This is a genomic window from Chroococcidiopsis cubana SAG 39.79, assembly GCF_003991895.1.
GTDB lineage: Bacteria > Cyanobacteriota > Cyanobacteriia > Cyanobacteriales > Chroococcidiopsidaceae > Chroococcidiopsis > Chroococcidiopsis thermalis.
In genome coordinates this window covers 47,961-73,138 of the sequence record NZ_RSCK01000001.1, presented here as the reverse complement: position 1 = coordinate 73,138, position 25,178 = coordinate 47,961, and the positions used below count along the sequence as shown (strand labels likewise).

Below are 25,178 nucleotides of genomic sequence, written 5' to 3'. Positions count from 1 at the left end.
AGACAAACGCAGGTGGTTGGAAACGTGCTTTGTTTTAATATACGTGGACTAACTGTTGCAGGCGATCGATATCTTGAGATCGTAGAACTGGATAGCGATCGCAACTGTGAGCGATGGCTGCCAGCTCTTGCGTTCACTGCTTGTAGGTAGAGTTGCCGATGATGCCTTCAGCTGCCTCATTATCTAGCTTGTAGTTCATTGTCTACACAATTGGGAAAATCAAATTTGACAATAATTATTTGTCGCTTAGAGTTTATCGGATAACTACGATATAGGCTTATACATTGTTGCTTTACGCTGAACGAGCAGCAATTGACTATCAATTAATTCCTTTTTGACTTTTAATCTGTCTATTTGAGTTATTTTATTGATAATATCTGATGAAATAAAGTGAATTATTTAGGATTTGACCAACCACTTCTCTTTGGAAGTTCGTTCATCTGTATTAAGTATTAAGTTGTTCAGTATTATTTTACTGCTTGTTTGAGTATTCAATGATTTGTCCTATTCCTTGACCGTTACACGATACAAAATTTGTAGGTAGATGTATGGTGAGGTGGAAGCCACTGAATTCTAAATGGCGATCGGGGCAATTTTGGTAAAACCACTGTTTTGCCTCTTCTTCTGTGCTGAAAGTTTGCTGGGCAACTTTTTCTGGGGGTAGGTGCCAAGCGTTATTGGAATCTAGGCTACAAATGTATTTTGGCACGAGCGAACTCTCAATGACTTAATACTTAATATTTGCATGGCATTTTGATTTTTCTACTTCGCTCACAATCTGAATCTTTCCATCTTGCAGCCGATATTCAAAGCAGCGTCCATCAGGTAGTTCTATAATAGTCGTACCATTTCTTTCGTAAAAGATTGAGCGATTGCTAGCTTTGTGTTCGGCAATTTCTTTTTGTACGCCTGCTTGTGCTAAGCGTTCCAGTTTTTTGCCCCATTCGGAAAATTTACTATTGTTCATAGTTTTATCTATTTTGCTAGTTGAGAAGCAGCAAAGTTTTTGTGCTGCAAGCAGAGCTTTATTAGTTGGTTGTTCTATTTTGACAAATTGCAACCGAACTGAGAATCGTGCTGCAAGGCTTTCAAGCATCAATACACTTTTTTTAGGGAAAGCTGTTGGCTAGTATACTGTTAAGTGTATGTACATATATGACTGATTGCGAGAGAGATTCTTGAATTTATCGAATCGGGAAAATTTCCTTCAAACTCGTTATGCCACGTCTTCTCTATTCTTGCTAGCAGTTTCTAGATTATTCCGCATCTTCCCTAACCCATAAGCTTCCATTCCAGCTGCTTGAATGTGGTTTTCAATAGCTTCTAGCAGAGGCATAATTTCTGCAATTGGTACTGTGCGATCGCCATACAGCTTGCATGTATTGCGAATGGTAAATATGAGTTCTCTAGCTTTGCCCAGATTTTGGTAGACAAGGATTTGATCGATCATGGGGGGAGTAGGGAGTTCCCTACGTAAGGCAGATCTTTCTATATATTCGGCAACGGTAGTATTAGACTTCTTTGCTTTCTTTTTTACTTCGGTGTAGTCATCATCATTGAACCTTACTGTCACTCTATTGCTTTTTTTCTGCTTTCCCATCTTTGCTTACAGAGTTATTTTTTATACATAACTATTTCATTTATAGCATCTTCAAACATAGCTGGCGCAATGGCAGCAGTAGGAAAATGCTAAGTTTTCATGGATAAGATAGCGACCCCGTAGCTATAGCAAGTGTCGTTCGACGGCGATCGCTCTCAAAAATACTAGTTATAAAAATTACAAAAAACATACTGAGAAGCAGAATTCGCGTACTGAGATTTTAGTGCATACACTATTCACATTGTTAATAGACAACCCCTGCTGCCACAAAGCTCAGAGTATTGATGAAGGCAAGGCAATCGAAAATACTAGCACGCGATCGTAGTCTTGTTGCTCGGTAGTTGATGACTTAATTAAGTGTGTATCAACGGTAGGAAAGTCACATAGTATGATGCCTAGGAATAGTTGAGGTGCAATCGCTGCTATACTGCAAAAAAATACAATCGTAATACAAAAGCCACGCCCGTTATTGTCAGCAGTGAAGCTTATTGAGAATAGCTGAGGAGAAGCGAGATGCTGTAAACATAGCTGGCGCAAGCGTGTAGGGCTGTTGCGGCAGCGCCGTACTGCGGGTGGTCAAGCGGGGCTTCAAAAGCTGATGAGGAGAGGAGTCTATCCGTTTTGTCTGCCTTAGAATAACTAAAATCGAGATTGGGGAATGTTCCTGGAATATCCAGGGAATATTCCGGGAATAGCAGGGGAATAGTAGGAGGGTTAGGGATAGGGTAGTGTAGGGAATATTAGGAGAATATTCCAGGAATAGCAGGGGAATATTCCAGGAATAGCAGGGGAATTACGGAGGACGATTCGCCATTGCTTGTTTAGAGTGATGTTACGTATGCGATCGATGAAAATTGTTTCAAGGCAATTCTTAACTCGAAGCTGTTGTGCGATCGATAGTTAGCGCGCTAACAATATTGATGCCCTGTTGAGTTGCAATTAATAATCTATGAGAGGTTTTGCGATCGTTAAAAAATTAGCAGCTTTACATTAGCTGCTAGTGATGGAAGGTGAGAAGGATTAAAAAATTAGCAAGCTTGAATTGTTAGTAATTTGTGAGTGTAGTAGAGGGCGGCAATGTCGTCAATCGCTTTCATAGTCTCCCGCCAGGGGTAGTAGCAGTCGCCGATAATCCAACTGGTATTGGTAGAGAACAGTTGTTTGCGAAGTTGGAATTCGTAATAAAGGCTGTTGATACTAGCAATTTCAATCTGGTTGGACGAGTCGATGCAGTCGAAGCGTTTGAGCAATTGGTAGAGTGCTTCGTTGATGGAGGCAACGCGATTGTTAGCAGTAAAGATACCGTACATCTGAAGATTCCTCGATAGTGTCTTGCTAGTAGGTGCAAAGCGCTTGAATGTATTAACAGTTCGCTAGTCACTCCTGAAGGGCGATCGAGTTGAGCGGTTTTAGTATTTTTTGAATTAAAAACTTTAAATTCATGCCAAGGAAGATACTTCGACAGGATTTTATAGAATTGGCGGTGATGCGTAAGCGTGATAGCGACGATGGAATTGTCATGAGCTATTTGCAAAATCGTCGCCGAGGGCAGACGGAGTTGGCGTGCGAGGCTCTGCGGGCATATTATTTACCCCTAGCACTCTTGGATGCGGGGCTGTCAGGTAAAGAGTTACGGGAAGTAGCCATCGACGCGATCGCTCAACTAGAAGCGCAGATTGGAAAGATCGAGCGGATGTGTGACTTAGAGAGAATGGCACGAAGATCGGTGCAGCCGCCGACAGAACGACCGACTGCAAAAGGCGACACAGATGTTGCTGCATTGCCGCAGCAGGTATCAAGTGCTAAAATTGCATCTAGAGATACGGGCGGTACAGCTACAGGCGAAGAGCCAGACGAAGATGAAGAGGGACAAGCGGAGTTACCTCATGACGAGGTTTGGGATGCCATGTCACAGCTGCGACTGGAATAAAGTTGTGACACTCCGCCAGAAGAAGATTTCCTCTGACTCGCTATCAGTTGCTTTGAAAGCACATTAACAATCAATCCTCCACGATTCCATGACGCTTCTCGATGTGAGCCAAGTATTCTAGCTCAGTCGGCGTAAACACTACAGGTCGCTCCAGCAGATTCAGAATCTCCACCTCGAACGGGTCTAGATTACATTCCCGTAACTTGGCTAAGCGAGCGCATATTTCCTTTAACTGTGGTTCCTCTTCCGATGATAAAGGCTTAACCTGCTGATGTTTGAGAATATGGCTGTGCATCATCATCCTATCTACATCCCTCACCCAAACTTCAATAGTGCTTTCCCCGACAGCAGCAATCCGCCCCCTATATCCATGAATCCTTTTGTTGTCAGGCGCATCGATCTCTAGCAGCCCACCTTCACGTAAATGCAACTGCGGGGCAATAGCAGATTTCAAGTGCTTGAGATTAATTAACTCTCGTTCTCCTGTGTCAAATTCCACAATAGCAGAGTCAGAGTTAGGTAGATCCCAGATTGTACCAGACTGACTGGGGAAGAGGGGATGAGCGATGGTAACAATTACGCGATGGTCGCGGAGCGAACCGCCTTCGGCATCGCCGCTTTGTAGCTTCTCTGGTTGTGTAAGAGTCGTCTTACCAATGCTAGCAGTGTTCATCTTGGCAACAGTGCCATGTTTGGTCTTGTATGTCCGTGTAGAATCGTCACTTCGGATTTCCGAAGTGAGAGTCTTGCGAATGTTCCTAACAGTCTTTTCGTCTACTCGGCAGGCTTTAGCAATTTGGGTGTTACTCCACTCCTGCCACTCCTGGTCGCAAAGTAAAGTCATAACTGCACGGCGCTTGTCTTCCCGACTGCGGGGCAAAGCGGGTTTATGGTCAGCATTAGCCCCGACAGAGTACAGGACTGCATCTCGCCTTGAACCCTGATAAATGACGCAGGCGATCGCTTCTTTTTCTTGATTGCGATGGGCGTGCCATCGATGAAAGCCATCAGCCAACCAGTAGGATTCGCCATCGAAAAAAACGATAACAGGCTCTAGTTCTTTCCCGTCTCCTATCTGCTCCTCTAGCAGCAATACGTGCTTTAAATCTATAGCAGCTCTCGGCTGCGTTCCACCATCGCAGCGGATTTCGTCAAGTCCCAAGTACGAGATAGGTAGCGACTCTAGAGCGCGTGAATCATCTTCTGTTTGAGCCATCGCATCAACAGGGGGTTTCCTTTCCCCTTTAATCAAGTGCTGCCCAATCTGCGATTAAACGCTATTGGTAATACTATTATAGCAAGTAATACTTGCTATAATAGAGTAATCTAACCTCGTATGACAAAATAAAGATGAAGCATCTTCAGACTCACACAGAGAATGGCAGGAAAAGGACAGCCCAAAGGATTCGTCGGTAATCCGATTGGGAAGAATCAATATGTAGACAAAGCTGGTATGGGGGAGCGTACCAAGACGCTCAGCGTCCGCGTCACCCTAAATATGGATCAAGCAATCAGAGATAGCATCAAGGCTAAGGGAATAACTCTCACTCAATGGGTGGAGGATGCGTTTGAGAGGAAACTCAAAGATCTTGAGCAGGAGTCCAAGGATGATTGATATCCTCACGGTTCGCGTATGGAAAGGATTTCAATTAATCTAATTCGGGCAACAGGGGTGAAACGATCGGGGCATTTTTGTCCAGCCAAGCTTCCGAGTTATGTGAAGGTAAAATTCACGTTCCAATTCATTGTTCGACTTCAAGTCAGTCTGTAATTCTTGCCGCGAAACATTCGTCTGGTGGATTCGCAAGATTTCCGCCATTTGCTGTTGGTCAGTTTGAGCGAAGCTGCTGGCGGGACATTTCTTCGGCTACTAGCTCGGCAGAGCGCTGCTCAATTTTCTGCCGTCGCTCTGTTGGCAAGCGCGACAGTTTTTCTTTCAACGTTATTGCCACGATTTTTCTCGCTCTCCTTTAGGTTAGGCTAAATCAGCAGCAATCTAAGATATAACAGAGTAGAGATTTTTGCGTTATCTTCTTCCCAGTGTAAGGAAGAGTATGAGCGATCGAGCATGACAGCAGCAAAGACCAAGACCGTACCCGACATAGTAGTAACGCTCGATCTAGGTGCCAGTAGGACGAAGGCGATCGCCCAGCAGTTCGGGAATGCTGCACCTGTAGTGGTGAGCATGGAGCCAGAGTTAGCAGATATTTCCTCCGAGTCAGTCAAAGATTTAAACAGCGAGGGCATTCCCGAAAATAGTTGTTGGGTGGAAGTGCCTGGGGTGGATCATTTTGCCGTGGGTTACTTGGCAAGGACTAGATTTGGCGGCATTTCCCAGTTGCGGGATCTCAAGTATGAATTGGCAGTGCCTAAGATTGCGGGTGTTTTGTGGGTTTTACAGCAAAAGCTGGGCTTAGCGGCACGTTTTAGCGTATCGATGTCATTGCTCTTACCGCCAGGAGAAGTCAGCCAACACGATAAGGTATTGTTGCTATCGAAGCTAGCAGCATCTTTAGCCAAGTTTGATACGCCCAGCGGTCAATTGCGCGTGAAGATTGTAGATTTTGAGTTGATGCCAGAAGGTGGAGGTGTTTTCGGTTATCGAGTCGGGCAATTAGGTGCAGATTACAAGCAAAAGACGATTGCCTTAGTCATGCTGGGCTACAGAAATGCTAGTTGCTTCATCTGCGATCGCGGCAACCTCAAACCTGGCACGAGTAGCGATCTAGGTATGTTCTGGATGGTGAACAACTTCGTCGGTCGTGCCAAAGGCGGGTTGTCTAGAGACGATCTGCAAGTCGTGCAGGCTTTGGTTGGTGCTGGAGCCAATGGCAATCTAGAGGTGCTGCAAGGGTTGTCGAGAAAGCGTTCTGCTAACGATATCCGTATAGATGGAGAAGCATTTGCCGCCGCTGCTAGGATTTCTCGCGACGAATACGCGCGGGCAGTCGTGCGCTGGATTAAGTCTCTTGCCCCAACCGAACTGGATGAGGCGATCCTGACTGGCGGTACTGCTGAATATGTAGCACCAGAACTAGACGCTTATTTTGCTAAAGAAGGCATAACAGTAATTTGGAATGGCGGTGTGATGGTGTCGCCAGATCTACTTGCTGGGGAGTCCCTGAGCAGATACGCTGATGCATGGTCACTACACGCTAAGAGTTTTGAACGGTTTAGTGCCAAGTACAAAATACCTACTTTTAGTAATCCTACTCCATCTGTAGCTGCTAAAAAAGCTAGCAATGTAGCTGTCAATAATTCTCCTGAAAGAAATGATGTTTCTGACGGTAATAACACTTCTACTAGTAATGGCAATTCTGCAAAAAAGCAAATCACAAAATATGTTAGACCTAAAGATTTTATAGAAATGCCTGATAAACTGTAACATTCTCCACGCAAGCTAGAGGGCGATCGCTTTCTGCTTCACAACAGCAGTGTTAAAAAGCTGAAAAAAAATCAGCCCTGAAAAGGCTGGTTTCTATAATTTCCGGAGAAATTTTTTCGGTTTAGTAAGCAATTTCTTCCGCAGCAACTTCAGCAACAAAACTACTGTCACCCCTAGTTATTGGTTGTTCGACGAGTTCGAGTTTCCGGTATGTCGCTTGCCGTTTTAGCCATTGTTCGCGGCGCTGCCAGCTGCGTTGATTGTACTCGATCAACTTTTCTAGGGAATAGTCAAACTTGTCTTTAGCAAATGCAAGTAACTGTTCCATAGTGTACTTGCGTTCTTCAGCTTTACCGAAGCTAATTTCAAAGTGTTGTTTGAACGTTTCCCAGTCAAAGGCTTCCCCTAGCTGCCGCTGGGCAACTTTACCATACAGTTCGCGGATAGAATAGAAGACTGCATTATACTTGCGGGAGTCGTAAGCTTCGATCCGGTACTCGCCCATAGCAGCATCGTTAATTAGAGATAGTTTCTTGGTGTTAGCCATAGTTGTGTCCTCTACAAGTAGCAAGAGTGATTTTTTCCGTACAGGCGCAGCCTTTTTTGGCGCTGTTAACCTGCACGAATAGTTAAGCTTTTCTGTTTGTCTAGGCGCAGCCTTTTCACTAACTAGAAAAAAGAGAACGCCTCTATCCAGATATTGAAAGCAGGTGTAGGCGTTCTTTGTGGTTTAAAAACTAGGTAAAATAATATAACTACCGAGTATTTCAACCAAAGCTATGAGTAAAACTAAGTTAGAGCAAGCTTTGGAGCTAGTAAACAGCAGAGGTGTCGTCGCACCCAAAGACTTTGAGTCGCGAAACATTCCCGTCAGCTATCTCCAGCGTTTAGAACAGCAAGGAATACTGATGCGCTCCAATCGGGGCGTGTATACCTCTATGAAGTACTCCGTCACGGAGAAACACAGCTTGGTTGAAGTCTGCAAGCGAGTGCCAAATGGAGTGATTTGTCTGCTTTCGGCACTACAGTTTCACTCCTTGACTACCCAGTGGCCGTGGCAAGTTTGGCTGGCAATCCAGAACAAAGCACATCGTCCCAAGATTGATTATCCACCCGTACAGATAGTTTATATGTCTGGGGAGGCATTCACGGTGGGCGTTGAAACACATGAATTTGAGGGAGTGACAGTACGAGTGACGAGCGCGGCGAAAACAGTGGTGGATTGTTTCAAATTCCGCCACAAGGTAGGGCAAGATGTGGCGATGGAAGCGATACGAGACTACTTGCAACAACGACGTTATTTGAATGAAAAATGGGGTCCACGCAGCGAACTGCACTACTATGCCAAAATTTGCCGAGTTGAAAACGTGATGAAACCTTACCTGAAAGCATTTTCATTTTGCTAGAGGTATACTTATGAAGAACGTAGCAGCCTCGGTCAAGCAGCGCTTGTTAAACTTCAACCGCTCCCAGGCACAGCCAGAAGAGTTTCAAAAACTACTAGGGCGTTACGCTTTGGAGCGGTTGCTGTATCGCTTGAGCCTTTCAAGATCGATTTGGTTTCGGCTCTCGATCCATTCAATTTCTATATTGCCAAGCGCGTTCGTAAGTGCGATCGCCTTCAAAATTCCGCTCCTTTGGGCGTGCTACAATCCTCCCAACAGCTAAACAAGTGGATTATGGACTTAGTTTTCGATGACTGGCTACGGCAGCAGGAACTAGAGGCTTTTCGCTTAGCGAATTCGACAATTGCAACGCGAGCTTGCCCAACACCGGACTCGACTTTTTGCGCCACAGCCAGTAACTGAGTTTATGGCTGACTCCGCTCAACCCCAGTCAAAAAGCAAACAGGTGCGTTTTGTTAATGCTAGCCAATCACTCGATCGGAGTCGTGGCAACGTATGGTGACTTTCCAACTGAAGCAAATTGATGTCCTCCCAGGTCAGCGAGTCGTATTGCGGCACGTCAACTGGCAGCTGTTTGAGGCAATCTTGGCAGAGTTAGGCGAGCATCGCACTATCCGTTTGGCTTACAGCAAAGGAACGTTAGAAATTGTGGCTCCCCTACCAGAACACGAGCAATCCAAAGTCGTCATTGCCGATTTATTGAAAGTGCTGCTGGATGAACTAGACATGGACTGGGAGCCATTAGGATCGACGACTTTCCGGCGAGAGGATATGCAAGCGGGGATCGAACCGGATGAGTGCTTTTACATTCAAAATCACGCTTTGATGATTGGTAGAGAGCGCATCGATCTCAGTACCGATCCACCCCCCGACTTGGCAATTGAGATCGATCTCACATCTAGTACGCAGTTAAGCGCCTACGAAGATCTGCGCGTTCCAGAAATCTGGCGTTATCAAAATCGTCAGTTACAAGTCTACGTACTGAGTGAAGGAAGGTATATTGCATCTTCCACTAGTCTCATTTTTCCCGACTTTCCCGCGATTGAGGGCATTTCTCAGTTTTTCGCCTTGAGTCGCACCGCAGGCACTCGTCCTGCTTTGAAAGCTTTTCGTACTTGGATAAAAGAGCGGCAGCAAGCGCAGGAGCGATCGTCCGAGCTAGGAGGGCAATTCTAACTAAAATCGGTTGTTAGCCGCTCTTTTCCAAACAGATCTCATACGCGCACCGAACGATCAAATCGCGATCGCAAGCATCGTCAATCGCCAAAATTAAACCAAAAATTTCAGACTTGGCAATTGTAAACGTTTCGCCCGTGCTGAGGCGAACGAGCGCAATTCCTTTATCTGTCTTTGTTACTATTAAATCTCGAACTAAATTCATTGTTAGTAAAAGTTGCTAGAACTCTCCGATTGGCTATTTGATACCTTCCCCCAGCAATCTCCTTGAAATCAGAGAGGATTTCGTTGAATCTGTAAATCTGCAATAGTTGCTGTACGGGAATTCAACATTCCTGTAGTAGCGATCGTGTTTTGTCAACATAGAAATGAGTGCGTCCGAAGTATACGTGCTTGAGAAACTTGGAAGTGTTTCAGAACTTTAATTTTACCGATAAATATGAGTCAGGCAGTCGAGAATAACAAATAACATGAAATTAACAGAAATTGTGTTCGGCGCAGCGATTGGGTCTTTCGATCATTCGATCGGACGCAGTATGCTAAAGCAAATAGATTATCAATCCCAAATTTATCCTAGCCGGACGGCTTATGGTTTCTTGGATACAAAACCGGAATTAGTTGAGCAGAGTGAATTTGTAGTAGTCAAGAATTTGCCCAATTTCTTCAATTACGCTTAAGCCGTTCAATTGACCGATATCTGCAACATCTAGTTCTACTGAAGCATTCTCAAACAGAGCATAACAAACTCTTTGCGGATCGTGTCTAGAGATGTAGTAAATCCCATCTGGCTGGCTCGGATGCAGACACAAAGCACGACTCCACCTTTGACTTAGATGGCGATCGCGTCCAGTACATATTTCGGCATCAGCTCCAATATGTGCCAGCCCATTTCCTGTTAAGTCAACAAACCGTAGCGGTCTGTTGCTGGTAATACTTGCAAGATTGCGCGTAGACAACGATCTTTCACTAATGTCTCTAGATCCCGTTGACCAACCCAGGGTTTCGATGAAGGCACCGTAGAGATCGCCAGCACAGTACAGAACACCATACTCTTTTTTAGGATCGTCGAATCTGTTGATTGCATCCTTGGCGAAGTGGATAGCTCCATATTTGCTTTTATGAATGCGAAACCAAGGTCCGCTAAAGTTAGTTAGTAGCAGTTGGCGATCGTTCAGGTCATCAGGTGGATTTGGATGGGCTGCGACATTTTGACTCAAAGTTTAAGCCGCTCCTTGCTCTCCAGAGGCGCGTGCCGCTACCAAAACATCCTCTATTTTTCCCTGCCGCAACATCTCTAGGGGACTTGCTCCATCCAGCCAGATATTGGGATTGAGCATAAATGCAGCTTGCATCCAAGGCTCTGACTCGTCAAGTGCGGCAAGCACCGACTCTAGCCCAGAAAGAACACCATTTTCAGTAAATTGCCATTTGGGGAAAAGGTAGCCGCGCTTGCTGGTAGTTAGGGCAATCAGCTTACCTTTACTGCAACGCTTATGGATAGCTTGACGACTGATGCTAAGCAATTCTTCAACTTGGGATATGGTCAACGAACCTCCTTCTGCATTGAGCAACCGCTCTCTAGCAGCAATGCCGCGTAACCTAGCCCTTTCTAAAGGGTCTGCCGCATCAATCGCTCGATGGGCTTCTGTCTCTTGCATGAGTTTGACTAACATCTGGGTGCCAGAGGTGGGGTTTTCAGGCAGTCGCTCGACGGGGTATTGCTCGATGGCTTGCAAAACAGTATCGAGGACAAGATCTACTAAAGCCGCCTTTTTTGGTTGACTGCTGAGGGAGCGGAGCTGAGAAACATGCTTTTGGAGAGAGGTTTCCTGCTGTTCCCGATCTTGTGGAGTTTCCTGTCCTGCTCGAACGGCAGCTGGAGCAGATCTTCTTTTTGCCCTGCCAGTTTTATGTTTTTTGGTAAACATGATATCTTCTTGACTCTAAATCTAAAATAATTTATTTTCGTCAACTTCGTCAACCAGAAAGAGAAGGCGGGTTGAGAATGAGACAGCAATCGCGCTAAGAAAGCATGGCATCAGTTCTCCATCTGATGCCGTATTGCTACCAGGGGATTGTGACGTTGCAACTTTTCTTGGCGCTCGGATTAAACGATGCCCTCCGAGATAGGCATTAGTATTAGGTAGCCAGCAGTTTTTCTAGGTCAATCAGCCGCACCACATCGCGCTTGTGCAGTTTGTAGCGTTTGATTTGGGCAGGAATCTCAATCGGTATGTCTGCTACTTTAACAACGCTGTAATTATGTAGCTTATAGAGCTTGAGCGTTGCCAGGTCAAGCATATCTAGCATCGGCTGACGCGCTCCTGGCAGTAGCAAAATCTGGGGAGAAGGTATGACGGCACTCGCTGCTATCGTTGCTATGACTGCGGAATCTGCCAGCCATGGATCTTCTATCGGCTCTGCGTTTAGCTGTAGGAACGCTCCTGGTGCGATCGCGATCTTCCGTGAGGGAGACTGCACGAGTTGTTGTTGTATGCTAGGAGCAGTTGATTGCTGGAAAATCGACTTGAATAACTCCACCGCTCCAACGGCGAAGTCAATTGCCATGACAATAGCAAAAGCAATGATGGTGAGTTCGATGACAATGGTGAAAAAATTCTGTAACATTGGATTCTCCTAAATTGAGCTGGCGGCTGGTGTAGCGATCCGCCAGAGATAGATGAAAGTGAGATCGGGGCATGTGGCGGTTCCCTTGTCGCTCTTCCTCTGGTTCGGCGAAGCCGTTTTTTAGGAGAAAGCTGCGATCGTCAGCAGTAAAAAATTAATTCTTCTAGTTGCTCTAGAAGAATTAGTGTTGGTTTAAGTTTAAAAGAGATCGATAGATCGGGAGAATTCTCGAACAACTTTTAAGTGTCCTAGAGTACGGAGTTGCCGTTGTTGCGACTGATGAATTTCCTTTTGAATTTCAATTCTTTTTTCAAGCAATTGAGTTAATGTTTGAAAGTCATTTTGATTCATATTGCCTCCTTTAATAGGCATTATTTGCTACTGTTGGTGCAAAGCACTTTCTGAAGGAGGTATAATCCAAGGGGCGGGAGTCTACAGTTAACTTAACTCACACTAGCTCTCAACAGGAGTAACGCAATCTCCTGATATTAAACCATTGTGCAGTTTACGTTCCAGGCAATTTGGTAGCACCATTATCTGTGAATTTTCATAAGCTAATAATTTTCTCGACTGAGTTTGCCTGCTCTTACTTTCAACTTGATTGCGTAACTTTTAATGACTGAAAGTGCTGTAGAAACTGCATTAGCATACGTTGTGGAACTACCCTCCGTGACTAACTGTGTTTCTAAAATTTCGCACATAGATTCGTCTTGTAGGTCTATGCGATAACCGTATTCTATACTATCAAACCAAATTTCAATGTGAGGCTGGCTCGAAATGTTCATTATTGTATTTTTTTCTATAAAATTATGTTGAAAAGCTCAGCTCTTGCATCTTGCTTTTGACTTGAAAACTAGAGAATCAAGACTCAAATTACCTCGAACTGTGTGGCAAGAGCTGAGAAAACCTAATTAGATTACTAGCGATCTTTGCTCCTCAATCATGTTAATGATTCGATCGCTGTTGATCTGGATGCAAGTGGCAGATTCTTTCAGTCGCGCGATTGCATCTACGCCATTACCCCAACCCGTAACGTAGCCAATAGAGAAATCGCTACTGTCCAAACCAAAGTAGTTCAACACAAGAAATGCTCCACTTTCTGCTTCTATTTCCATCAATTCTCTGTGCTGGGCGTAGTCTTCTCCTTTATGAGCTAAAGCATGGAATAGTTCGTGAGCAAGAGTTTTAGCTTTGTGTAATGGCTCTAAGTTCTTACTAATGACAATTTTTTCGACGCGCTCGCCAATGCGATCGAACTTGCAGTAACCGTTGCGGAAGTCCATTGACTCCTCAAACACGGGAATTTGGCGCTTCGAGCAGGCTCGGGTCAGAGCAGCGTACAGTCCGGCATCGTCGCCGTGAAGGGGAGAAACCAGTTCGGGTAGCTCTTCGCCATCGGTCTGCGAGAGATCGAATACCGTCACCAAGTTGAAATAAGTAGTTTTCTTTTCCTTACCTTCCTCATCCAATTCTCCGGTTTTCTTTGTAAAGGGGGCGCGGATGGCGATGCCCTTTTCTCCCTTACGAACTTGCCTACCTGCTTTTTGCCAGTCGCGATAGCCTGCAACAACTGTTGCATCTGGATTTTGCATGAGAACGAGTAGGCAATTCTGCCAGCTATAGCGGTTCATAGAAAGGCTCTTCAATCGACTCATCATTGTTAGCCATTGCTGCCAACGACCGGAGTCAAGCAGAGATTGAATGCCCTGTTCGAGTTTCGCCATTGCCGCTTCGCGTTTTTCTTGAGCAAGTTCTATGTCAGTTTTGAGTCGGCGAGATTTGTTTGTGGTTGTCATAGTTGCAAGTTAGTTGGTGACAAAATAAAACCCCTGGATCGTTCCAGGATTTTAGGGGTTGAGGAGAGTGTGGCTGTAGCGCATCTGTTGTTAAAGCTCGTTCTTTTCGTAGCTCTGCATTAACTCCACAACCGCCCGACAGCGATCGAGATCGAACATGGCGATGTGAGTTTGCGATTTAGAAATTCCAAGTTGTTGCGACAACCATTTGTATGCTGCATTGCGAGTCATCTTGCCGGATTGCCACACGGGGTCGAAGGCAGCATGAGCAGCCTGCCGCCATTCCCGCAATTGTCTATTGGCTAAACTTCCTTTGGGAGAGCCGTTTTGATGTGCGCCCACATAGGCATCGCAGTCAGGATATTTGGTACAGATCCAAACTCTACCAAAACCCTTTCTACCGTAAATGTTTTCTGCACTGGCAAGAGTTATTGGACTGCCGCAATAGGGGCAGCAGGTCATTGAGGAGAAGAGCTGTTTCATTACTTTTATCGTTCTTCTGTCATCAGTTGAACGATTTGCAAGGCAGTGTTTGAATGAATAAACTGCAACTTCATAGTTACAGATTCGGCGCTGTCAACTTGACATTGAATGCTACCTTTTTGAGTAATTTGTCTAAACGTATAGCAATCATTTAAATTTTTATTTAGGTAATAATCTGCCCTGCAAGCTACTAGTAGTTTCTTCAGAGCTTCTTGACGTTCCTTTTCCGCTTGCTCTTTGGCAGCACGCTTTTCAAGTAATTGCTGCCATTCAATTTCTGCTGGAGCTATCAATTGCCTCCCAATTTCAGTAAAAATGACTTTAGACGATTTACTTAGACTGATGCCCATCCGAATATTTAAGTCGTGGATTTGAGCAATCAATCGCTTATTCTCTACAGTTAAATAGAGTTCTAAACCATCAGTTCTTGTTAATAAAACTTTGTTTGTTTGGTGGCGATAAAATTTAGATGTCCATTCAGACTTTTGCGAGAAGAGATTCCTGACTTCTAGCAAATTGTTCTCGAACTTATGCATTGTGTTATTTATTCCAAAAATGGTGATAAAGGCAGGTAAGCGTCCTAGTTATTTTTTGTGAATGAATGCAATCCCTGATTTGGGAAATTCAACTCTTACTACTCCCAGGCTTTGAGCAATGAAGCTGCTAAATTCTGCTTGCGAGTAATACTTTTGATACGTGCCTAATCGTGACAATCCTTCGCCTTTGCCATCAGTTCTGACGGCAACAACAAGCGATCGCCTCGTCAATTCCCAGCAGTATTGAAGGACTTCGGTTCTTTCTATTGCGGACTCAATTGTGTTAATGACGTAGATACAACTGATACAGTCAGTAGGCTGCAATAGAGCCAAATCATTTTTCCAGTAGGGATCGAAACCGACGCAAGAAATGTCTAGTTTCTGAAGGTGCTCTAGATCTTCTCCTCTACCGCATCCAAAGTCCAGAAGCAGGCTCGATGGTTTCACTACTCCGTATTTTACGGCGACCTTCATCGGCATGGATAGACCGCGCCGAGCAATCGAGCACTTCCAGCGTGGCGTAGACCACGTTTTGTAGTCGAGCCAAATAGGATATGTCATCTGTCATAATTTCACCAGCCTTACTCCCATGAAGTCCGCCGCTAGGCGTTTGCCGTTGTGCTGGATTGAGGTGCAGCGCTCGCTTTGCTGCTTATTTCTAGAGCGGACGCGGTAATACTTGCAGTGCCAAAATGCCGTTCAAGCAGGAATTAGACATCTAACGCGCGATCGCGCTTTACCCTCGTCGTTTTAGTTACGCCAGAAGAGAAGCAGATCCTAGCTGTGGTGAGAGTCGTATGCGATGCCGAAGGCGGTTCGCTTCGCGACCATCGCGCTGGCGGATGACGATTTCAATCGTGTAGAAAATAATATTTGTAAGTGCAAAAGCCACATGAAGGATAAACTTAACAGGTAATAATGGCAAACTCAATTGAGGATATTTACCCAAATATTGCTCGCTGGGTGAACGATCGTGAAGGCTGGATTGAGATTGGCTGCGCTCTAGACAGTCCCTTAAATTCGTTTATCCGCGCTTTAGATAGTGGTGGGATGCTGTGGCAAGGTAAAGACAGCTATGGCAGTTTAGATGAAGCGTTGCAAGAGTTAGATTCTGGATTGGCACAGGTGTTGCAAGAGATTTATGGCGAATAAGCACAAATCGCCTCGATCGACACAGAGCGATCGACAACGCGGAGCGGCGACAGGCAACAGGAAATCCAGGAGGATTTGCCCTAGCTCAACAAGCAGAGCTTGCGAGCGCGTGAAAGGCTAGTTGCTGCTAGTGTGAAGAGTTTGAAGGCTCAAGCTCACCCTTGCCGCGTAGCAGAACTTGCAGAAAATGGATATAAATGGATATATGTGGATATAAATGGATAGAGAAATGGATATAGCATGAAGATTGGGGCGCTGAGGATCACACCGGAGATCCTGCGGCTGATTGCCGAAATTGATGAATTCAAGGGGACGTGGCGGACTTTGACGACACTCGCTCCAGAGCGGCTAGCCGTGTTGAAGCGCGTCGCCACGATCGAAAGTATCGGCTCCTCGACCCGCATTGAGGGGGCGAAGCTGAGCGACAGGGAAGTAGAAGAGCTGCTCGGTCGCTTGGAACGGCAGGATTTCGTTTCGCGCGACGAACAGGAAGTCGCGGGTTATGCCCAGGTGATGGATGCGGTATTCGATTCCTACACCGCTATCGGGCTGACAGAGAACTACATCAAGCAACTGCACGCGATGCTGTTGCGTCATTCAACCAAGGACGAACGACATCGCGGCGAATACAAGAAGCTGCCGAACAATGTCGAAGCTTTCGACGCAGATGGGAAGAGTATCGGTGTCATCTTCGCCACAGCATCGCCCTTCGATACGCCCTTCAAGATGCAAGAGCTGGTTGCCTGGACTCGCGAGGCGGTGGCAGATGGAGCTTGGCATCCGCTCATTGTCATCGGGCTGTTCGTCGTCGTCTTTCTGGCAATCCATCCATTCCAAGATGGAAATGGGCGGCTTTCGCGAGTGTTGAGCACGCTCTTACTGCTGAAAGCAGGCTACTCCTACGTGCCTTATAGCTCGCTGGAAAGGGTCATTGAGGCGAACAAGGAAGGCTATTATCTAGCACTGCGACGGACGCAAGGAACGCTCGATAGCGAGTCACCCGATTTCGAGCCGTGGCTGAGGTTTTTCTTGCGATCGCTGAAGAGTCAGAAAGATCGATTGGCGACGAAGATCGCACGCGAGCCGCAAGCCGAAGGGCTGCACCCAGACGCGATCGCCATTCTAGAAGCGGCGCGGCGAAACGGTCGCATCACCACGGGTGAAGCCCAGAAACTAGTTGGCGCACCGCGACCGACAGTCAAGACGCGCCTCTTGGAGCTGGTCAAGCGCGGTCTGCTTCAGCGTCAGGGGCAGGGCAGAGGAAGCTGGTATAGTCCACCACCTGCTCGATAGACGTAGTGCTAGAGAAAGCGATCAGCCCGTTGTAGAAATTGAAATGGATCGAGACCCGAAACCAAATCGATCTAAGAAATGTACAAGTCTTGCACAGTAGGAGTTTGAAATTGCTGCCCCAAGCCGGAGCTACAGGGCAAATTCTTCTCAACCTTTTCACCATCTCGGTTTGAGGTGATGATACCGATCTAGATCGAGAGCCAAAACCATTTCGCTCGACTCGCTAGAATTAAATCTATAACTCCAGTCATAAGTCCAGTCTCAAATTCAAGCCTTTTCAGGCTCGCTTTCACTGACTGCTTGATAGAAAGCTTTTTCGGCTGCGATTTGGTCGGCTCGTTTGGTATACCGTTTGAAACTTTGTATTGACTTATGCCGAGTCAGCGTCATTACGTGATAAGTATCCTTATCTGTCCTAAGACAATATGTATAAATAAACCAGTTACAACAGTCGAAAAACCTTTGTACTGTAAAATTTAAGAATCGCTACGGCGATCGATCTACGAGCGTTAAATTGGTTGGCATCTATCTATGTTGAATCGTGTTTCAATCGAGCAGACCGATCCGCCCCGTTCTCCTAAAGAGACGCTGCCGACGATGTACGATTTACCGAGTGAAGACCCCCAGGAGCCAGGATTGCCCGACGAGTTTCACGATTTTCAACCCCAACTGCTGCGCGAAACATTCTCTCCTCCCGACTATTTGCCAGAGCAGATATTTGTCGCCAGCGACCTGAATCTCTATTACGACGTGCGCCATCCACTTTGGTACAAGCGTCCCGACTGGTTTGCCGTCTTGGGGGTGGAGCGGTTGTACGAGGGAAGGGATTTACGCATGAGCTATGTCATGTGGCAGGAAGGCGTAGCTCCTGCTGTTGTCGTCGAACTGTTATCTCCAGGCACGGAAAGAGAAGATTTAGGTCGGACGCAAAGAGAAGTGAGTCAGCCACCGACGAAGTGGGAAGTCTACGAGCAGATTTTGCGCGTTCCTTATTATGCCGTGTTTGACCGTTATAGCGATCGCCTGCGAGCTTTTACTCTGATAGCCGGACAATACCAGGAAGAAATACTCGAACGATCGCGCTTCTTTTTACCTGGCTTGAATTTAGGTCTGGGACTTTGGCAGGGAACTTATCAGGGGATCGAGCGACAATGGCTGCGTTGGTATGATGCTCAAGGTAACTGGATTCCTACTGCAACAGAACAAGCACAAGCAAGAGCCGAACGGTTAGCCGAGCGCTTGCGGGCAATGGGAATTGACCCAGATGCACCCGATGGCGAATAAATTTAAGCACTAATCGATCTAACTCTATCTCCTCTGTGTCCTTCATATTCGTTGGGCGGTGAATCGGTTATGGCTCCATTTCGTCAGCCATTTTTCGTTTGCGTCGCTTAGTTTCATAAAATGCTGCTTCTGCCGCTTGTCGATCTGCTGCCTGAGTGTAGCGACGAAAGCTCTGCACCGACTTGTGTCGAGTCAGGGTCATGACATGGTACGGATTCATCCCATCGAGGACTAAATTCGTCTGTAGAGATCGATTTAAATTGAGATCCGAATCTATATCGAGCCTCAATTTCTGAAACGCTTATTCTGTAAGGGTTCTAAAAAAATGAACCGAGCGCGAGCGTGATGGTATAATGCCTAACCCCTAGATGTGGCAATCGTTTTGCAAGATGAGATCGAAATCAATTGAGATCCAGATCTATATCGACCGAACTCTATCCCTATCTTGCCAAGGGTCATCCTTGAAGCTCCGCTGACGATCGCCCCCCATTCCTAAAATTGCTCCCCATGCGGATCGATTCAGCTAGATGGACATTGAGTTGTTCGGCTCAACTGTCTCATAAAATGCAGTTTCTGCTGCCACTTGGTCGGCAGCTTTCGTGTAACGCCGAAAACTTGCCGTGGAGCGATGGCGGGTCAAAGTCATCACATGATACGGATTCATCCCCTGCAACACCAGGTTTGTGGCAAACGTATGCCGGAACTGGTGGGCGTGAATTGATAATCCGGTCTGTTGCTCGATCGTTTCCACCACCTTCCGAATGCCGTCATAGCTCAAGCGCTTGCCCCAATTCCGGCGGGACTCGGACACAAATAAGGGACTCGTCGGCTCGATCGCGTGTCCCTGCTGTTGCCGCCATGTCAAATAAGCATTCAGTCGGGAGCGCGTTTGGGGTGCGAGCGGCACAATTCCTTTGCTATCTGCCTTAGCTTGGCGAATGAACAACCTTTGCCCGTCGTAATCCTCAAGATTTAGGTTGACGGCTTCCGATGCCCGTAATCCATGCAGCAAGACTGAGACGAGTGCGAGATTGCGTTCGGGGAGTGAAGTGGCGATCGCGGCAGTTAAAATTTGCTCTACTTGCTCGCTCGGTAAATTCTGGGCATCTGGCTCACTCAGCTTCGGTAGCTCGATACTGACCGTTGGATCTTCCGTCACATACCGCGTCTTCAGTAACCAGCCATAAAAATTCTTGAGCGTTCCTAGAATGCGGCACACTGAGCTATCTGCCAACACCCGTTTTCTAGTCTCTAGGTCTTTTCGCAGGAGATACCCCTTGAACTGCGCGACTTGCCGAGGAGTAACGGCTGTCCAACTCGTCTGGGTCCAGCGTAAGAAATGATTTAGATCCTGCCGATAGGCTTTTTGGCTATTGGGGGAGAGCGATCGCGCAAGCAAAAACTCGTCAATCCTCGTTTGGCGCAAATCCGTTGGCTCACTCAAAACAGGCGCGGTTACCCGCTCGATCGGGATTAAAATCGGGTCAGGTACAGATTTTGAGGGCATGGGGAAACTCCAGAGGAACTAACTTCATATTGCATGCTGGGGGACTGCCGACGAATTGAGCTAGGGGTGGTTTCAAGATGCAGCCTACCCGCTCGATCGCCATTTTACCCTACATTCTATATTCCGGATAATTGTTCTTATCTGAAATCAGAATCATCTCAGACAAAGTTGACATTAGCAGTAAAATAAAAGCAGAAAAAATGTAAATGCCTGATGTAGTCTGACTTTCACAGATCTTGAAGCTCGTTCGCATGGCAAAATCTCAAAAAACTCAATCGGATGCCGACTCCAAATCGACCCGCGCTCGGTCGGTTCCCCTCAAATGCCAAAAATGCGCCATGCTCGATGCAGCGCAAGCGCAAGTATTGCATGGCACTCAGGGCGACGGTTGCTGGAATCCCAAGGTGTGCTACAGTCGTCGATCGTATGCCCGACATCGGGATCGGAAAAACCAACAACGCAACCGCCAGCGCCAGGAGGTTGTCATCGAACTGCTACCTCCTGAGATTGAGACTTTCCAGGAGTTGTACTACGCGGTGTTAGTCGTGTATCGTGAATCGGCGGCGGAATCGGTCGTTCATGCCATTTCCGCGCAGGTGTGGCAGGGGCAGATAATGGTTGCTCTCGTGCCGCCGATTCACTGCGTTGGGATGGTGCCGAGTCAAATTCATCGATACGTGAAGAAGCTGCTGGAACTATTAGAAAACAAATACGGCATTCGCAAGTTTGCATCTCTTGAGCGGCTTGACCCGCAACTGTGTCCGATTCGTCCTTGCATTCACCATCAGGATGCGATCCATGCAGCAGGTTGAATGGCTGGATCTCCCGCTCTGGGATGCGCTCCAAGCAGCGATGACTGAGCCTGAAGACGCGGATTTAGCTTCGCTGTGGCAAGAAGTGGAAGCAGCGATCGTGCCACTCGATTGCTCTAGCCAATTGCAGGTAGCAGGCGAGGCAATAGTACGGATTACTGATGTGTTTGAAGCGCGATCGCTCCGAGCGTTTGAAGAGATCCAAGCCACGACGAGCTATGATGGTCCAGTCATGCCATCAGATGCCTTTGATCGCTACGTGCGGCAAACAATGCAAATTGACTTCGAGCAGTACATCGAGCCACTAAGTAATTTACCGCGTAAGGCACCCCAATTAAGTGACGTTGACGGTATTCGCTCAATTGTTGCTCCAGTCGAGCGACACGCCTTAATCGATGCGCTGGCTTTGACAGAATTAATTGACTCAGAAGTGGCATATCAGCAAGCGATCGCCATCTCGCACGAAGAGGATGTTTCCCAGTGCGGGGCAGCGATCTCGACGTGGTTGAATCAGCACGATCGGGCAGTACCATTGCTAAAGCTTGTGCAATCGTTAGAAATGCCGCTGGTGCATATCTGGCTAGGGTTACTGCTGAATGGATTCGTGCTCGAACAACGTGGAGAATTTTACCAAACCAAGCATATTTGGGTTTTGCGATAATGTCAGCATAAAATTCCTCCACTCTCAGGCTGTTTTGGCTGATGTAACTTCACCTAGCGATTAGGATTGGTTTTAGCAAAGGAAAAAATTTGGTCGTTAAGACCCGAACCCAGCCTAGCGTAGCTCTTGGGGTTGCTGTTTCTGTTCAACCCGCTCTCGGTTGAGGTGATAGCGCCCATAGATATTGATGCGATCGTAATTCAACTATCAGTCTCCCTAGCCAACTCCCGAAGTCGTTCCACGTCCCGCATCGGCGGCACACCGAAGAGGCGCTTGTAATCGCGGTTGAAGTGTGAGGTGTCATCATATCCAACGCGAAAGCCCGCAGTCGTCGCGTCCAAAGCCTCACCGATCAATAAGCGCCGTGCTTCCTGAAGCCGCAACTGTTTCTGGAACTGCAACGGACTCATGGCAGTGACTTGCTTGAAGTGATGGTGGAAGCCCGACACGCTCATGCCGATTCTCCGCGCCAACTCCTCAACGTGCATCGGCTTGTTGAACTCACGGCAAATCTTCTCCACAGCTTGAGAAATGCGATGGGTATGCCCTCCTAGCACCGTCATCTGACGGAGTCGGTGCCCTTGTTCGCTGGATAAAAGCCGATAGATGATTTCACGCGAGATCATTGGCAAGAGAAGCCGTGCATCGTCCGGAGAATCGAGCAAGCGAGACAGCCTCACCACGACCTCTAGCAGGGTGGCATCCAGTGGACTGACTTCGATGGCTCGCACTGGCGACTGACTGCGCGGCGGAAGTTGACCCATCTCTACCATGACCGACGCAACTACCGCAGGGTCGATGATTATGTAGACCCCTAGATACGGCTGCTCCTTAGAGGGTGCCAGAATCCGGCTCACGATGGGAAGTTCTGCTGTCGAGAGGAGGTAATTGTAGGGGTCGTATTGGTAACGATACTCGCCGAGAAACACTTCTTTGCTGCCTTGGGCGGTGATGCAGAAGATAGATTCCGACACGCCATACAACGGCTCCCCAGGTTGAGAGAAACGAGCAAGGCGAAGCCCCTTGATTGGCTCAACTATCCCATCTTCGGAAATGGCTCGTGCGATCCGCTCCACCAGTTCTTCGCGGTTGCTCTGTTCCCTTTGCGTCTCGCGTTCTCTTTCTTTTTCGCGTTCTATATGTTTCTGGTTCATGAGATCCAGTTTAACTCCTGCACACGTCTGTTGGTCATTTATTTCCAAAACTTTGGAGAATCGTTCAAACGAGTTGCAGGATCGTCATATCGCTCTTCGTTCCCCAGTGTATAGGATAGATGGTGTCAGAGGAAGTCTCTAGCGGCTGCTCAAAGTACTTCGAGCGCACAAGAGATAAGCTTTACGACCAACACCCGAACAGTGATTAACTTCCGAATGAAACAAATCAATAACATAACTAAGCGAACCAACTTGGGCATCAGTCGGCGGAACATCTTGTTAGTCGGCGTGACCGCTGCATCTGTGGGTGTGATGCCCAACTTCAATACCCCAACTTTCGGGCAGGAAGCACCCCTAAAACCAACCGCAGCTTGGGACAAGATCTTCCCCAAAAGTGACCGAGTGGATCACCAAAAAGTCTCTTTCTCCAACCGTCTGGGAATTACTTTGGTCGCGGATCTATATATGCCGAAGAATCTCGATCGCTCTCGTCGGCATCCTGCCCTCGTGGTCGGTCATCCGTACGGTGGAGTGAAGGAACAGACTTCCGGTCTTTATGCTCAGACGATGGCTGAACGTGGCTTCATCACGCTGGCTCACGACGCATCCTATAACGGCGAGAGCGGCGGTCAACCGCATTTTACTGCTTCTCCTGAAGCGTTCGTCGAGGACTTCAGTGCCGCCGTGGACTTCCTGGGTACTCGCCCTCAAATCGATCGTAACCGCATTGGAGTCCTCGGCATTTGCGGCGGTGGTGGCTTTGGATTGGCGGCTGCCGAAATCGATCCCCGCATTAAGGCGATCGCGACGGTCAGTATGTACGATATCGGTCAAGGACAACGGCAGGGATTGGCAGAAACCCTAGACAAAGCCGCACTCAAAACGTCTCTAGAGAAAATTTCGGCACAACGCTGGGCTGAGGTCGATGGCGCAAAAAGGGCGATGGCTAGTGGAACACCCGAAGTACTCACGAACAGTTCATCGGCGGTTGAAAGAGAGTTCTACGACTACTATCGCACGCCGAGAGGTCAGCATACGCGATCGACCACGGCGATGGCGCTCACAGGCGCTGCTGCGATGTCGCTATTTTGGTCATTCGAGCATCTCGACTGGATCTCCCCGCGTCCCGTTCTGTTTATCATGGGCGACCAAGCACATTCCCGCGTCTTCAGTGAGCAAGCCTTCGAGAAAGCATCAGAACCCAAGGAACTCTACATCGTCCCCGGTGCGGGTCATGTAGATCTGTACGACAAGGTAAATCTGATTCCCTGGGACAAGCTTCAGTCCTTCTTCACAGAGCATCTCCCAGAAACGAGAGCCAGCCAGTCCAAGTCATGAACGCATTCTAAATTTTTATTTAGGCGAAAACGTAGGACGAGAAATGAAAGCAATCCATATTCATAGTCACGGCGATCCAGATGTACTCATCTTTGAGGATGTTAGTATCCGCCAACCTAACGCTGGCGAGATCCTGGTGCGGAACCGGGCGATCGGTGTCAACTTTGTCGATACCTACTTGCGAAGTGGTGCCTTTGCGCCGCCGTGTATGCCATTCATTCCCGGCAAGGAGGGTGCTGGCGAAGTCCTGGCGATCGGCGAGGGTGTTAATGGCTTTGCTCCTGGCGACCGCGTGGCTTATGTCGAGACGCTAGGGGCTTATGCGGAGGAGTGCGTTGTTCCTATGCACTTTCTCGTGCATCTGCCCGATACCATTGACTACGAAACCGCCGCCGCAGTGATGCTGAAGGGTCTGACGGCACAATACCTGCTGCGCCGGACATTCCGCGTTGAGGCGGGTCAGACGATCCTGGTGCAGGCTGCTGCCGGAGGTGTCGGTGTCATCCTGACGCAATGGGCGAAGCATCTTGGCGCGACCGTTATTGGTACGGTCGGCTCGCCAGAAAAGGCGGAGATTGCACACCAAAACCACTGCGATCACGTCATCGACTACTCCAAGGAAGATTTTGTTGTGCGGGTGAAGGAGATCACTGCGGGTGAAGGGTGCCACGTCGTCTATGACGGTGTGGGCAAGGCGACCTTCCCCGGCTCGCTCGATTGCCTCCGACCCTTCGGCTACTTCGTCAGCTTCGGTTCTGCATCGGGAACGCTCCCGCCGTTCGATATCATGCTGCTGCTGGAAAAAGGTTCGCTCTTTGCCACATATCCAGGGCTGACGATGTATTTAGCTCAACGCGAAGATATTCTCACGATGAGTCAGGAACTGTTCGACGCGATCGTGAGTGGCGCTGTGAAGATCCCACCTCCTACGCGACTGCCGTTAGCCCAGGCAGCGGAGGCGCATCGCAGGCTCGAAGCGCGACAGACAAGTGGAGCAACTGTGCTTCTACCGTAAGACAAGGGGATTGCTGCCCAGT

The 25,178-nt window shown here is 47.6% G+C and carries 35 protein-coding genes; 14 read left to right on the top strand and 21 right to left on the bottom strand.

Annotated features, from left to right (window positions below):
- Nucleotides 1-48: 48 nt before the first annotated feature.
- The 5 genes from DSM107010_RS41900 to DSM107010_RS00390 form a co-directional block, all read right to left on the bottom strand.
- Entirely contained in the window at nucleotides 49-180 is a 132-nt protein-coding gene (locus DSM107010_RS41900; RefSeq protein ID WP_258183766.1) for a hypothetical protein, read from the bottom strand.
- A gap of 292 nt (nucleotides 181-472) precedes the next feature.
- Nucleotides 473-709 (bottom strand): hypothetical protein, encoded by a 237-nt coding sequence (locus DSM107010_RS00405; RefSeq protein ID WP_106165848.1) that lies wholly within the window; start codon nucleotides 707-709, stop codon nucleotides 473-475.
- Nucleotides 710-727: 18 nt separating this feature from the next.
- Nucleotides 728-967, bottom strand: coding sequence for an MmgE/PrpD family protein (locus DSM107010_RS00400; protein WP_106165867.1), 240 nt, complete (start codon nucleotides 965-967; stop codon nucleotides 728-730).
- A 249-nt stretch (nucleotides 968-1,216) separates the two neighbouring features.
- Nucleotides 1,217-1,600: a plasmid mobilization protein gene (locus DSM107010_RS00395; protein WP_106165849.1), complete on the bottom strand. Its 384-nt coding sequence runs from the start codon at nucleotides 1,598-1,600 to the stop codon at nucleotides 1,217-1,219.
- Nucleotides 1,601-2,628: 1,028 nt separating this feature from the next.
- Complete coding sequence (locus tag DSM107010_RS00390) at nucleotides 2,629-2,910, bottom strand: hypothetical protein (RefSeq protein ID WP_106165850.1); 282 nt, start codon at nucleotides 2,908-2,910, stop codon at nucleotides 2,629-2,631.
- Between the two features lie 176 nt (nucleotides 2,911-3,086).
- Between DSM107010_RS00390 and DSM107010_RS00385 the strand changes: the two genes are divergently transcribed.
- Nucleotides 3,087-3,530 carry a hypothetical protein gene (locus DSM107010_RS00385; RefSeq protein WP_241994065.1) on the top strand — a complete coding sequence of 148 codons (444 nt, stop codon included), beginning with the start codon at nucleotides 3,087-3,089 and terminating at the stop codon, nucleotides 3,528-3,530.
- Between the two features lie 70 nt (nucleotides 3,531-3,600).
- Here the strand turns inward: DSM107010_RS00385 and DSM107010_RS00380 are convergent, their stop codons facing one another.
- On the bottom strand, nucleotides 3,601-4,746 hold the full coding sequence (locus tag DSM107010_RS00380; RefSeq protein WP_106165868.1) for a ParB N-terminal domain-containing protein: 1,146 nt from the start codon (nucleotides 4,744-4,746) through the stop codon (nucleotides 3,601-3,603).
- A gap of 162 nt (nucleotides 4,747-4,908) precedes the next feature.
- On the opposite strand from DSM107010_RS00380, the gene DSM107010_RS00375 reads away from it, so the two are divergent.
- Entirely contained in the window at nucleotides 4,909-5,145 is a 237-nt protein-coding gene (locus tag DSM107010_RS00375; RefSeq protein ID WP_106165852.1) for a hypothetical protein, read from the top strand.
- 214 nt (nucleotides 5,146-5,359) lie between these two features.
- Here the strand turns inward: DSM107010_RS00375 and DSM107010_RS41895 are convergent, their stop codons facing one another.
- Entirely contained in the window at nucleotides 5,360-5,482 is a 123-nt protein-coding gene (locus DSM107010_RS41895; protein ID WP_258183767.1) for a hypothetical protein, read from the bottom strand.
- A 116-nt stretch (nucleotides 5,483-5,598) separates the two neighbouring features.
- Here DSM107010_RS41895 and DSM107010_RS00365 point away from each other — a divergent pair, with 116 nt between their 5' ends.
- On the top strand, nucleotides 5,599-6,915 hold the full coding sequence (locus tag DSM107010_RS00365) for a ParM/StbA family protein (protein WP_127022066.1): 1,317 nt from the start codon (nucleotides 5,599-5,601) through the stop codon (nucleotides 6,913-6,915).
- A 121-nt stretch (nucleotides 6,916-7,036) separates the two neighbouring features.
- Here DSM107010_RS00365 and DSM107010_RS00360 read toward each other — a convergent pair whose 3' ends face one another.
- The gene (locus tag DSM107010_RS00360) at nucleotides 7,037-7,462 is read right to left on the bottom strand and encodes a hypothetical protein (protein ID WP_106165855.1); all 426 of its coding nucleotides are present in this window, start codon (nucleotides 7,460-7,462) and stop codon (nucleotides 7,037-7,039) included.
- Between the two features lie 232 nt (nucleotides 7,463-7,694).
- On the opposite strand from DSM107010_RS00360, the gene DSM107010_RS00355 reads away from it, so the two are divergent.
- The 4 genes from DSM107010_RS00355 (at nucleotide 7,695) to DSM107010_RS00345 (ending at nucleotide 9,497) form a co-directional block, all read left to right on the top strand.
- Entirely contained in the window at nucleotides 7,695-8,321 is a 627-nt protein-coding gene (locus DSM107010_RS00355; protein WP_106165856.1) for a type IV toxin-antitoxin system AbiEi family antitoxin domain-containing protein, read from the top strand.
- Nucleotides 8,322-8,331: 10 nt separating this feature from the next.
- Complete coding sequence (locus tag DSM107010_RS00350) at nucleotides 8,332-8,583, top strand: hypothetical protein (protein ID WP_127022063.1); 252 nt, start codon at nucleotides 8,332-8,334, stop codon at nucleotides 8,581-8,583.
- 81 nt (nucleotides 8,584-8,664) lie between these two features.
- The gene (locus DSM107010_RS38045) at nucleotides 8,665-8,823 is read left to right on the top strand and encodes a hypothetical protein (protein WP_158631707.1); all 159 of its coding nucleotides are present in this window, start codon (nucleotides 8,665-8,667) and stop codon (nucleotides 8,821-8,823) included.
- The gene (locus tag DSM107010_RS00345; RefSeq protein ID WP_106165858.1) at nucleotides 8,817-9,497 is read left to right on the top strand and encodes a Uma2 family endonuclease; all 681 of its coding nucleotides are present in this window, start codon (nucleotides 8,817-8,819) and stop codon (nucleotides 9,495-9,497) included. Before DSM107010_RS38045 ends, DSM107010_RS00345 begins: the two co-directional genes overlap by 7 nt.
- 13 nt (nucleotides 9,498-9,510) lie before the next feature.
- Here DSM107010_RS00345 and DSM107010_RS00340 read toward each other — a convergent pair whose 3' ends face one another.
- From DSM107010_RS00340 to DSM107010_RS00300, 10 genes are all read right to left on the bottom strand, one after another.
- Nucleotides 9,511-9,702: a hypothetical protein gene (locus DSM107010_RS00340; RefSeq protein ID WP_106165859.1), complete on the bottom strand. Its 192-nt coding sequence runs from the start codon at nucleotides 9,700-9,702 to the stop codon at nucleotides 9,511-9,513.
- 409 nt (nucleotides 9,703-10,111) lie between these two features.
- On the bottom strand, nucleotides 10,112-10,714 hold the full coding sequence (locus DSM107010_RS00335; protein ID WP_106165860.1) for an RES family NAD+ phosphorylase: 603 nt from the start codon (nucleotides 10,712-10,714) through the stop codon (nucleotides 10,112-10,114).
- Nucleotides 10,715-10,717: 3 nt separating this feature from the next.
- Nucleotides 10,718-11,425 (bottom strand): hypothetical protein, encoded by a 708-nt coding sequence (locus DSM107010_RS00330; RefSeq protein WP_106165861.1) that lies wholly within the window; start codon nucleotides 11,423-11,425, stop codon nucleotides 10,718-10,720.
- Nucleotides 11,426-11,636: 211 nt separating this feature from the next.
- Nucleotides 11,637-12,125, bottom strand: coding sequence for a hypothetical protein (locus DSM107010_RS00325; protein WP_127022060.1), 489 nt, complete (start codon nucleotides 12,123-12,125; stop codon nucleotides 11,637-11,639).
- A 198-nt stretch (nucleotides 12,126-12,323) separates the two neighbouring features.
- The gene (locus tag DSM107010_RS39240; protein WP_199755331.1) at nucleotides 12,324-12,497 is read right to left on the bottom strand and encodes a hypothetical protein; all 174 of its coding nucleotides are present in this window, start codon (nucleotides 12,495-12,497) and stop codon (nucleotides 12,324-12,326) included.
- Between the two features lie 182 nt (nucleotides 12,498-12,679).
- Nucleotides 12,680-12,910 carry a hypothetical protein gene (locus tag DSM107010_RS00320; RefSeq protein WP_106170909.1) on the bottom strand — a complete coding sequence of 77 codons (231 nt, stop codon included), beginning with the start codon at nucleotides 12,908-12,910 and terminating at the stop codon, nucleotides 12,680-12,682.
- Nucleotides 12,911-13,036: 126 nt separating this feature from the next.
- Nucleotides 13,037-13,921, bottom strand: a complete 885-nt coding sequence (locus DSM107010_RS00315) for an ArdC-like ssDNA-binding domain-containing protein (protein ID WP_106170911.1) — start codon at nucleotides 13,919-13,921, stop codon at nucleotides 13,037-13,039.
- Nucleotides 13,922-14,011: 90 nt separating this feature from the next.
- Nucleotides 14,012-14,404, bottom strand: coding sequence for a DUF3268 family zinc-finger domain-containing protein (locus DSM107010_RS00310; RefSeq protein WP_106170914.1), 393 nt, complete (start codon nucleotides 14,402-14,404; stop codon nucleotides 14,012-14,014).
- A 5-nt stretch (nucleotides 14,405-14,409) separates the two neighbouring features.
- Nucleotides 14,410-14,940, bottom strand: coding sequence for a hypothetical protein (locus DSM107010_RS00305; RefSeq protein WP_106170916.1), 531 nt, complete (start codon nucleotides 14,938-14,940; stop codon nucleotides 14,410-14,412).
- Nucleotides 14,941-14,988: 48 nt separating this feature from the next.
- Nucleotides 14,989-15,501 carry a methyltransferase domain-containing protein gene (locus DSM107010_RS00300; protein ID WP_127022057.1) on the bottom strand — a complete coding sequence of 171 codons (513 nt, stop codon included), beginning with the start codon at nucleotides 15,499-15,501 and terminating at the stop codon, nucleotides 14,989-14,991.
- Between the two features lie 357 nt (nucleotides 15,502-15,858).
- On the opposite strand from DSM107010_RS00300, the gene DSM107010_RS00295 reads away from it, so the two are divergent.
- The 3 genes from DSM107010_RS00295 (at nucleotide 15,859) to DSM107010_RS00280 (ending at nucleotide 18,669) form a co-directional block, all read left to right on the top strand.
- Nucleotides 15,859-16,092, top strand: coding sequence for a hypothetical protein (locus DSM107010_RS00295; protein WP_106170512.1), 234 nt, complete (start codon nucleotides 15,859-15,861; stop codon nucleotides 16,090-16,092).
- 240 nt (nucleotides 16,093-16,332) lie between these two features.
- On the top strand, nucleotides 16,333-17,385 hold the full coding sequence (locus tag DSM107010_RS00290) for a Fic family protein (protein ID WP_106170510.1): 1,053 nt from the start codon (nucleotides 16,333-16,335) through the stop codon (nucleotides 17,383-17,385).
- A 531-nt stretch (nucleotides 17,386-17,916) separates the two neighbouring features.
- Nucleotides 17,917-18,669 carry a Uma2 family endonuclease gene (locus tag DSM107010_RS00280; RefSeq protein ID WP_199755330.1) on the top strand — a complete coding sequence of 251 codons (753 nt, stop codon included), beginning with the start codon at nucleotides 17,917-17,919 and terminating at the stop codon, nucleotides 18,667-18,669.
- Between the two features lie 67 nt (nucleotides 18,670-18,736).
- Here DSM107010_RS00280 and DSM107010_RS40880 read toward each other — a convergent pair whose 3' ends face one another.
- On the bottom strand, nucleotides 18,737-18,889 hold the full coding sequence (locus DSM107010_RS40880) for a hypothetical protein (RefSeq protein ID WP_206751807.1): 153 nt from the start codon (nucleotides 18,887-18,889) through the stop codon (nucleotides 18,737-18,739).
- A 303-nt stretch (nucleotides 18,890-19,192) separates the two neighbouring features.
- Nucleotides 19,193-20,176 (bottom strand): tyrosine-type recombinase/integrase, encoded by a 984-nt coding sequence (locus tag DSM107010_RS00270; protein ID WP_127022054.1) that lies wholly within the window; start codon nucleotides 20,174-20,176, stop codon nucleotides 19,193-19,195.
- Between the two features lie 251 nt (nucleotides 20,177-20,427).
- Between DSM107010_RS00270 and DSM107010_RS00265 the strand changes: the two genes are divergently transcribed.
- Nucleotides 20,428-20,988: a hypothetical protein gene (locus tag DSM107010_RS00265; RefSeq protein ID WP_039710331.1), complete on the top strand. Its 561-nt coding sequence runs from the start codon at nucleotides 20,428-20,430 to the stop codon at nucleotides 20,986-20,988.
- Nucleotides 20,975-21,649: a hypothetical protein gene (locus DSM107010_RS00260; protein ID WP_127022051.1), complete on the top strand. Its 675-nt coding sequence runs from the start codon at nucleotides 20,975-20,977 to the stop codon at nucleotides 21,647-21,649. Before DSM107010_RS00265 ends, DSM107010_RS00260 begins: the two co-directional genes overlap by 14 nt.
- A 200-nt stretch (nucleotides 21,650-21,849) precedes the next feature.
- On the opposite strand, the gene DSM107010_RS00255 is transcribed toward DSM107010_RS00260, so the two are convergent.
- Nucleotides 21,850-22,803: an AraC family transcriptional regulator gene (locus tag DSM107010_RS00255; protein ID WP_127022048.1), complete on the bottom strand. Its 954-nt coding sequence runs from the start codon at nucleotides 22,801-22,803 to the stop codon at nucleotides 21,850-21,852.
- Between the two features lie 216 nt (nucleotides 22,804-23,019).
- Here DSM107010_RS00255 and DSM107010_RS00250 point away from each other — a divergent pair, with 216 nt between their 5' ends.
- Nucleotides 23,020-24,141, top strand: coding sequence for an alpha/beta hydrolase (locus tag DSM107010_RS00250; protein ID WP_127022045.1), 1,122 nt, complete (start codon nucleotides 23,020-23,022; stop codon nucleotides 24,139-24,141).
- Between the two features lie 43 nt (nucleotides 24,142-24,184).
- Nucleotides 24,185-25,156 (top strand): quinone oxidoreductase family protein, encoded by a 972-nt coding sequence (locus tag DSM107010_RS00245; RefSeq protein ID WP_127022042.1) that lies wholly within the window; start codon nucleotides 24,185-24,187, stop codon nucleotides 25,154-25,156.
- Nucleotides 25,157-25,178: the final 22 nt, after the last annotated feature.